This is a genomic window from uncultured Phenylobacterium sp. (genome assembly GCF_902826855.1).
Taxonomy (GTDB): domain Bacteria; phylum Pseudomonadota; class Alphaproteobacteria; order Caulobacterales; family Caulobacteraceae; genus Phenylobacterium.
Genome location: NZ_CADEGK010000252.1, coordinates 1 through 5,881 on the forward strand (window position 1 = coordinate 1; position 5,881 = coordinate 5,881).

A 5,881-nucleotide genomic window follows, 5' to 3' on the forward strand; every position below is an offset into this window, starting at 1 on the left:
GGAATGGCCGCGACCTTCGAGGATCTTTGCGGCGCCTCGCCGGCGGATCCGCCACGAAGGTCTGGAGGCCCAATGGATCAGGCACCGGAGCCAGAAGCCCAGCAGGTGGGCCGCATTGAGCTCCCGCGCGCCACGAGCGCGTCCAAGACTGTCGGCCGGGACGGTCGCATTGCTGGCAGCCAACTCGGCGGCGAGCCTCTACAGAGCGTTACCCTACGAGAAGCCGAGTAGCACCTCCGAAACAGATCGTGGGCGGCCGGCGCGATAGAACAGTCGTGGGTTAGAGGCGGCCGCAGAGGGGAATAGCCGCGCTGCCGGGAAGTCTGGGCGGGTGTATGCGGCTCGTATCAGGCGCACCGCGCCGCCAGGGCCGAGGACGTGGGCTGCATAGAGCTCGCCGGAACTGGGCGTTCGGCCGATCTCGCGGCCGAGAACCTGGGCGTTTTCCGCCGCGCTCTCCGCCGCCATCCGCGCCGAGACTTCGGGATCGTAGCGGAGCATCAGGATGTCCCGCTCCGCTGTCACGTCCGCGATGTAGGCGCGGCCCCGACGATCCCAGCGGATCAGGGACGCTTCCCGGGCCAAGCCGTGGCGCGCGCCCCATTTTGCGACCGACTGCAGCCAGGTCTGATTGATGAACTGATAGAGGCCGCGCGCGCTCGAGCGCGGCGCCACGGCATAAGGGTTGTTGGAAGACTCGCGAACAGCGGTGGCGCGCAGGAAGCCCGCGTCTACGCCAGCGATGTCCGCCGCCTCTTCGATCATGTCGTCGAGCGGGCCACGAAGGAAATGACGCGTTCGGGCGAGCAGCCTAGGGGAGGCGGTTCTCGGCGGCGCCTCGGCGACACGGGCCGCGACCAGGATCATCTCAGCCTGAGACAACGCCGTCAGCACGGCCTCACGACCCGTCGCCAGTGCGATCGCGCGCGGCTCGTAGGCAGATAGCGCGGCGCGCGGGTTGAGCAGGGCTGCGTCGTACGCAGCTTGTGAGGCGCGAACCGAAGGGTCCTGGGCGAGCAACCGTAAGGCCGTGCTGGGGTCAGAGGGCTCCGGGAGCTCCAGCGCTCTGATTGCGGCAGTCGTCGAGGGCCTCAAATGTAGCCGAAGCGCCGTAAGCGCGATCGGGGCTTGCAGCAGGGGAAGTACGGCGCCCACAGCCGCGCCGGGCACGACAATAGCGGCCGATGCGATCACCGCCCCGCGTGGTCCGACGTTCGTTTGAAGACGGCGGACCGCATCCGCCAGGGCTCCGCGGGCGCGCGCGCCGAAGTCAGGCCGCTGCGGGGCTGAACTTGCGATCGACATCGATGGGCTCCCTGGCTCCAATGGCAGGGGCTAGGATCAGCGTCGTCGAGGCGTCTATCTGCTCGCCTGTCAGGTCCGTGACGCTGTAGCGGTGATGGGCGTGAAGTTCGGAGGCCAGGAGCGTCAGCATACCCTCGTAGTTGTGCGCGACGATCGCAGCGTGGAGGACGAGACCGGGGTTCTCTCCCATCGCGAGGCAAATATTATAGTAGATGTCGAGGCGCCTGGGTCCCGAGTTGTGATCCGGCTCTGAACTTACACTGTATTCGGAATAGCGCTTCAGGGTCTTACGCCTGATTCCTACCCCTTCGAGGACCTGCGCTTCCACCACGGGGTCCAGAGTGCGGCGATAGATGTGGTACGCCAAGCGCGGGATTATTTCGTCTGCGCTGGGCTTCCCACCCGGTTTACGAGGTTTCGACCACGGCATCGCCGCCCTCTATTGAAGCAATTGCACAGCAACGCTGCCACAGGAGCAACTCGCGTGCAAGTGGAGTTAGAGGCAGTTATGCACGCATCGCGACAGTGACTGGGGAGACAGCAAAAGGGGATAGGGACGCGCCCCGGGCGCCGCCGCTACGGGCCTAACGCTGCCATACGCGGGACTCTCGGGCAAGTGGCACTTGTCCGAATTGAAACAAGGGCCGCGGGTTACTCGCCGGCGCTGACCATCCGGAAGAAGTCGTCGTCGCTCGCGGCCACCGTGGCGGCGTGGACGACGACATGGGACGCACCGCCCAGGCCCTCGACCATCTGGGCCAGGTGCAGGAACTCGCGACCGGCCCGGTTGGCCATTAACGGCTGGCCAGCGTTGGCGGCCTTGAGGAGGGTTTCGGCCTGGCGCGGCGTGAGATCGGCGGCCTTGATCGCGCGGCGCTTGGCTTCGGGATCATGAAAGGCCTGCGTCAGGTAGGCGGCGACGCGGCGGAAGAGGGTGAGCTGAGACTGGGCGAGGACCTCCAGGGCGTAGGCGTAGAGGGCGACAATCACCACATTCCGCACGCCCACCGTTCGCATGAGGTTTTCGCGGGTGAGGCGATCGGCGATCTGCACCGCGACGCGGTGATGGTCCTCGCGGATCCGGACGGCGCCGTTCCGACCCTTGCGACCGGTGTCGAAGACCGCGAGTCGGTGGAAGTCCTCGAGCGGCAGGTCCTCTACGAAGGCCAAGGCCTCGCCAAGGATGGTCGCCGGCGCGGGGGCCGTCCCGTTTTGCCAGCCCATGACGCGCAGCGCGGAGGCAAGGGTGGACCGCCAGTGAGCGTCCTTGATCAGCGACACCTCTCTCGGACGGTCCGGTGAGCCGCTTTCGGTCTTCAAGCCGTTTGGTTCCAAAGCGCGAGTCTTCGTTTGGGTTGTCCGCTCAGGCGGGAGAATCACGCGAGTGCGACGAAAGTCCAGCTTGAACTACTTGGCCGCGTTGCGCCGTAAACCGATGGGCTCCGATGTGGAAATAGCCCACGGCACGCAGCGGTAGAGCTGCTGTTTCCGGCGAACATTGTTCCCTCGTCTAAGGCCAATCTCAGCAGCCCCTGGTGGAGCGCCCTGCGGCGGCGAAACGCACCTGACTATTCGGTCCAGCTAGAGTTCTCTCGGGCGGCGGTCCGACTTGGGTTGGACGATTACCGTGAGCGTGACGGTTGCGCATCTCCGCCAAGGTCGGCCGCAATGCCGGGGGACCGACCTTACGCAGACGATCGACCCGCACCACCTCATTCCGGGACCACACGCCTAGGTCGAAGAGGAGGAAGCCATCGCTTGCCGAACCGCCTTCGCCGCGCATCTTCCAGGCGCCGGAGAACCTGGAGCTCAGGTCTGGTCTCGCTCCTCCCGACCGAGGCTTGACCGCATCGGCTGAGCCGGTGCTCGCAGCCGCGCCCGAATCCGATCCGCGAGCCCCTTCAGGTCGGCGGCGGTCTGCCGGTCTGCATCCTCGGCGGCGCGGTCACACTGGTGTGCAAGGTGTTTCAGGTCGTCCGAGGTGACGGGCACGCGCTCACCTCAACCACAGGAGCGCACCCGAGGCGAGCAACGCCAGAGCGAGAGAGATGCCGCGGATGGGCGTGTGGGTGCTGGCGAGCGCGATCGAGGCGCCGATCGCCATGGCTGCGCCTGCGCCCTTCGCCGCCCAGGAGGCGGCGATGGGCAGCGCCAGCAGACCGCCTACGAGGAAGGGCGCGCTACAGGCCAGAACGATCCGCTCGCTGCGCAGGGTCATGTGTGCTCCGCCAAGTCGCAAGGTCAGGTTGAATCGTCACTATAGTGACTGGCGCAGCGTTGTCGATTCAGCGCGGCTGCGGCCATGGGTCGCCTGGGACAGGTCTTTGGCCGGAACGTCCGGCGGCTGCGGCAGGATCGCGGGCTGAGCCAGGAGGCGCTGGCGGACGCTGTCGGCCTGGCGGTGACCTACGTCGGACAGATCGAGCGTGGCCGGCGCAATCCGACCCTCAACGTCGTGGAGCGGTTCGCCGAGGCGCTGACGGTGGATCCTCTGGACCTGCTTGAGGCGCCGGCCGCCGAGGATGGCGTCTCCGGCTAGCCCGCGCGGCTCAGACGGACCTGTAGAAGAGCACGCTGGACCCCGGCGCAACCTGCTGCGCCAGGTCGAAGTCGGCGACGTTCCGGGTCAGGAGGGTGCAGCCGGTTTCAGCCGCGTGCAGGAGCAGGCTGGCGTCGCTGAGCAGCTCAACCCCGGACGCGCGCCCGGAGAGCCGCGCGACGAGGCCGGCCAGCATCCCGGCCTCTCCGAAGGCGCGGTCGCTCGGCCTGGAGAGCCTGTGCGGGGGCATGGCCGCCACGGTCGCGCTGAGTTCTCGAAGCGCGCCGCGGGTGCGAGGGTCCGCCGGGTCGAGGCGCCCGAACGCGTGGGTGAGCTCCGCCAGCGCGACGGTGGAATGGTTGAGGATGCGCACCTGGAGGAGATCGTCCACCTGCGCTGGCGTGCGACCCTGCAGGACGTCGATGTAGACGCAGGTGTCGAGCAGGAGTTCTGGCCCCGGGCCCGGTTCAGCCGGAACGAAGGTGAGCCGGGCGTCCGGACGCCGTGCAAGCGGCTGGGTCGCCCGTTGCGGCTTCAGGCGCCGGACGGAGGCGGCGACGTCAAAGCTCAAGGTCCAGGTCCTTCGGGACCCGCCCCTTGCGCGCCACGAGCTGGGCGCCGAAGTCGTCCTCGAGCGCCACCTTGGCCAGGGCGTACTCCACGATCTCGGTCGTCGAGGTCAGACCCGTGCGGGCCCGCGCGGCGGCGATGAGAGGTTCGGGGATGCGCACGCCGATGCTGCTGCGGCCGCCGCCGAGCAGCCCGGCCTCCCCAGCCGCCGCCACGACGCGGGCGCGCCGGTCTCGCACGAGAAACTGGCCGCTGACGGCCGACCTGGAAATGCGCTTGGTCATGACGTCATTGTTTGACAAATGGATCGATCTGTCAAACACGTGGCCGGACTCCCCTTCAGAATTCGAGGCGCATCTGTTCCGGCCCCTGCAGTCCCCGGCGGCGCCTGCCCGCTGCGCGCGCCGGCTGCGGGGTCGGCCGTAGCGGTCGCAGGACGTCGACAGGGGCCGTTGGCGGCGGCATCGGCTGATGCGGCGCGTCTTCAGACGGGTTCGAGAAGCTGCGGGGTTGCGGCGGCCGTCTCACCGCTAGCGTCCCGCGCGGCGACCGGGACGCCTTCCAGACGGCCACCTCGCGTCGCTCGATCCGCCGATCACTATAACCCCCCCTAGACGCGGTCGGAGGTGATCAGATCATCGGTGGACGCCAGGGCGCCGTCATGCCCTGACTTTTTCGGGGCAGCGATATCCCCGTCCGGGACGGCGCCGATCCCCGACGGGACAGGCCGCGCCCCGGCCGGTATCCGGCCGCCCCCCAACGGGCCAGTCGCGGACCGAAATGGTTCCGGTGAACTCCTTGTAAAACAACAGGTTAATGCGCCTCCATGGCGTCGCCCGATTGGGGGCAGAACCTGTGAGGATGAGATGAAGAACCTCCGTCAAACTCTGGTGAATCGGTCGGGCGACCTCGCGCTCGTCGCCGCTCTCGCCGTCGTGGCCTCCGGCGTCGCTCTGGCCGGCGCCGACACCACCTTCAACACCACGGTCACGACCATCCAGGGATGGGCCGAAGGCTCCCTGGGCAAGATGGCCTCCGTGGGCGGCATCGCCGTAGCCCTGATCGGCCTGGTCGCCAAGTTCGACTGGCGTCTCATCGGCGGCGCCCTCGGCATCGGCCTGACGGCCGCCACCGGCCCGGCGATCGTCGGCAGCCTGGCCACGGCCGTCTTCTAATCCAACGGCTGACTGAGGCGTCCCGAGCAATTCAGTCAGCGCTCTGGTCGGCCGCTGCGCGAGATCCGGATCCGCGGCTCTACGGCACAGGCCTCGCCGATCTTCGTCGGCGGTCGACCACTCTTCTAGCAGTCCAACGGCTGCGCGGCCTGGGGGTACAGGCGTGCGGCGGGCGGGCGGCGAGGCGGGTCAATGTCTCGAGAAACCTTCATTCCGCAATACCTGGACGAGCCTGAGCGGCGATAAGGTGGAAGCGGTGATCGCGCTCGACCCGATCGGTCACGTCACGCGT

The 5,881-nt window shown here is 67.8% G+C and carries 8 protein-coding genes; 2 read left to right on the forward strand and 6 right to left on the reverse strand.

The window, feature by feature from the left end:
- Nucleotides 1-213 precede the first annotated feature (213 nt).
- From QZV94_RS22415 to QZV94_RS22430, 4 genes are all read right to left on the reverse strand, one after another.
- Nucleotides 214-1,194 carry a transglycosylase SLT domain-containing protein gene (locus QZV94_RS22415; protein ID WP_293682218.1) on the reverse strand — a complete coding sequence of 327 codons (981 nt, stop codon included), beginning with the start codon at nt 1,192-1,194 and terminating at the stop codon, nt 214-216.
- A gap of 76 nt (nt 1,195-1,270) precedes the next feature.
- Nucleotides 1,271-1,672 (reverse strand): hypothetical protein, encoded by a 402-nt coding sequence (locus QZV94_RS22420; RefSeq protein ID WP_293682221.1) that lies wholly within the window; start codon nt 1,670-1,672, stop codon nt 1,271-1,273.
- Between the two features lie 284 nt (nt 1,673-1,956).
- Nucleotides 1,957-2,586 (reverse strand): hypothetical protein, encoded by a 630-nt coding sequence (locus QZV94_RS22425; protein ID WP_293682224.1) that lies wholly within the window; start codon nt 2,584-2,586, stop codon nt 1,957-1,959.
- Nucleotides 2,587-3,301: 715 nt separating this feature from the next.
- Nucleotides 3,302-3,523, reverse strand: coding sequence for a hypothetical protein (locus QZV94_RS22430; RefSeq protein WP_293682227.1), 222 nt, complete (start codon nt 3,521-3,523; stop codon nt 3,302-3,304).
- Nucleotides 3,524-3,607: 84 nt separating this feature from the next.
- Here QZV94_RS22430 and QZV94_RS22435 point away from each other — a divergent pair, with 84 nt between their 5' ends.
- A complete protein-coding gene (locus QZV94_RS22435) occupies nt 3,608-3,844 on the forward strand; it encodes a helix-turn-helix transcriptional regulator (RefSeq protein ID WP_293682230.1) in 237 nt (78 codons plus the stop codon).
- Nucleotides 3,845-3,854: 10 nt separating this feature from the next.
- On the opposite strand, the gene QZV94_RS22440 is transcribed toward QZV94_RS22435, so the two are convergent.
- Together QZV94_RS22440 and QZV94_RS22445 are read right to left on the reverse strand one after the other, a co-directional pair.
- Nucleotides 3,855-4,415, reverse strand: a complete 561-nt coding sequence (locus QZV94_RS22440) for a hypothetical protein (protein WP_293682233.1) — start codon at nt 4,413-4,415, stop codon at nt 3,855-3,857.
- Nucleotides 4,405-4,698, reverse strand: a complete 294-nt coding sequence (locus QZV94_RS22445) for a hypothetical protein (protein WP_293682236.1) — start codon at nt 4,696-4,698, stop codon at nt 4,405-4,407. Before QZV94_RS22445 ends, QZV94_RS22440 begins: the two co-directional genes overlap by 11 nt.
- Nucleotides 4,699-5,280: 582 nt before the next feature.
- On the opposite strand from QZV94_RS22445, the gene QZV94_RS22450 reads away from it, so the two are divergent.
- On the forward strand, nt 5,281-5,589 hold the full coding sequence (locus QZV94_RS22450; protein ID WP_293682239.1) for a hypothetical protein: 309 nt from the start codon (nt 5,281-5,283) through the stop codon (nt 5,587-5,589).
- Nucleotides 5,590-5,881 lie beyond the last annotated feature (292 nt).

Coding starts and splice junctions, on each gene's coding strand:
- QZV94_RS22430 (WP_293682227.1), bottom strand. CDS start 3,523: ATGACCCTGCGCAGCGAGCGGATCGTTCTGGCCTGTAGCGCGCCCTTC.
- QZV94_RS22435 (WP_293682230.1), top strand. CDS start 3,608: ATGGGTCGCCTGGGACAGGTCTTTGGCCGGAACGTCCGGCGGCTGCGG.
- QZV94_RS22445 (WP_293682236.1), bottom strand. CDS start 4,698: ATGACCAAGCGCATTTCCAGGTCGGCCGTCAGCGGCCAGTTTCTCGTG.
- QZV94_RS22450 (WP_293682239.1), top strand. CDS start 5,281: ATGAAGAACCTCCGTCAAACTCTGGTGAATCGGTCGGGCGACCTCGCG.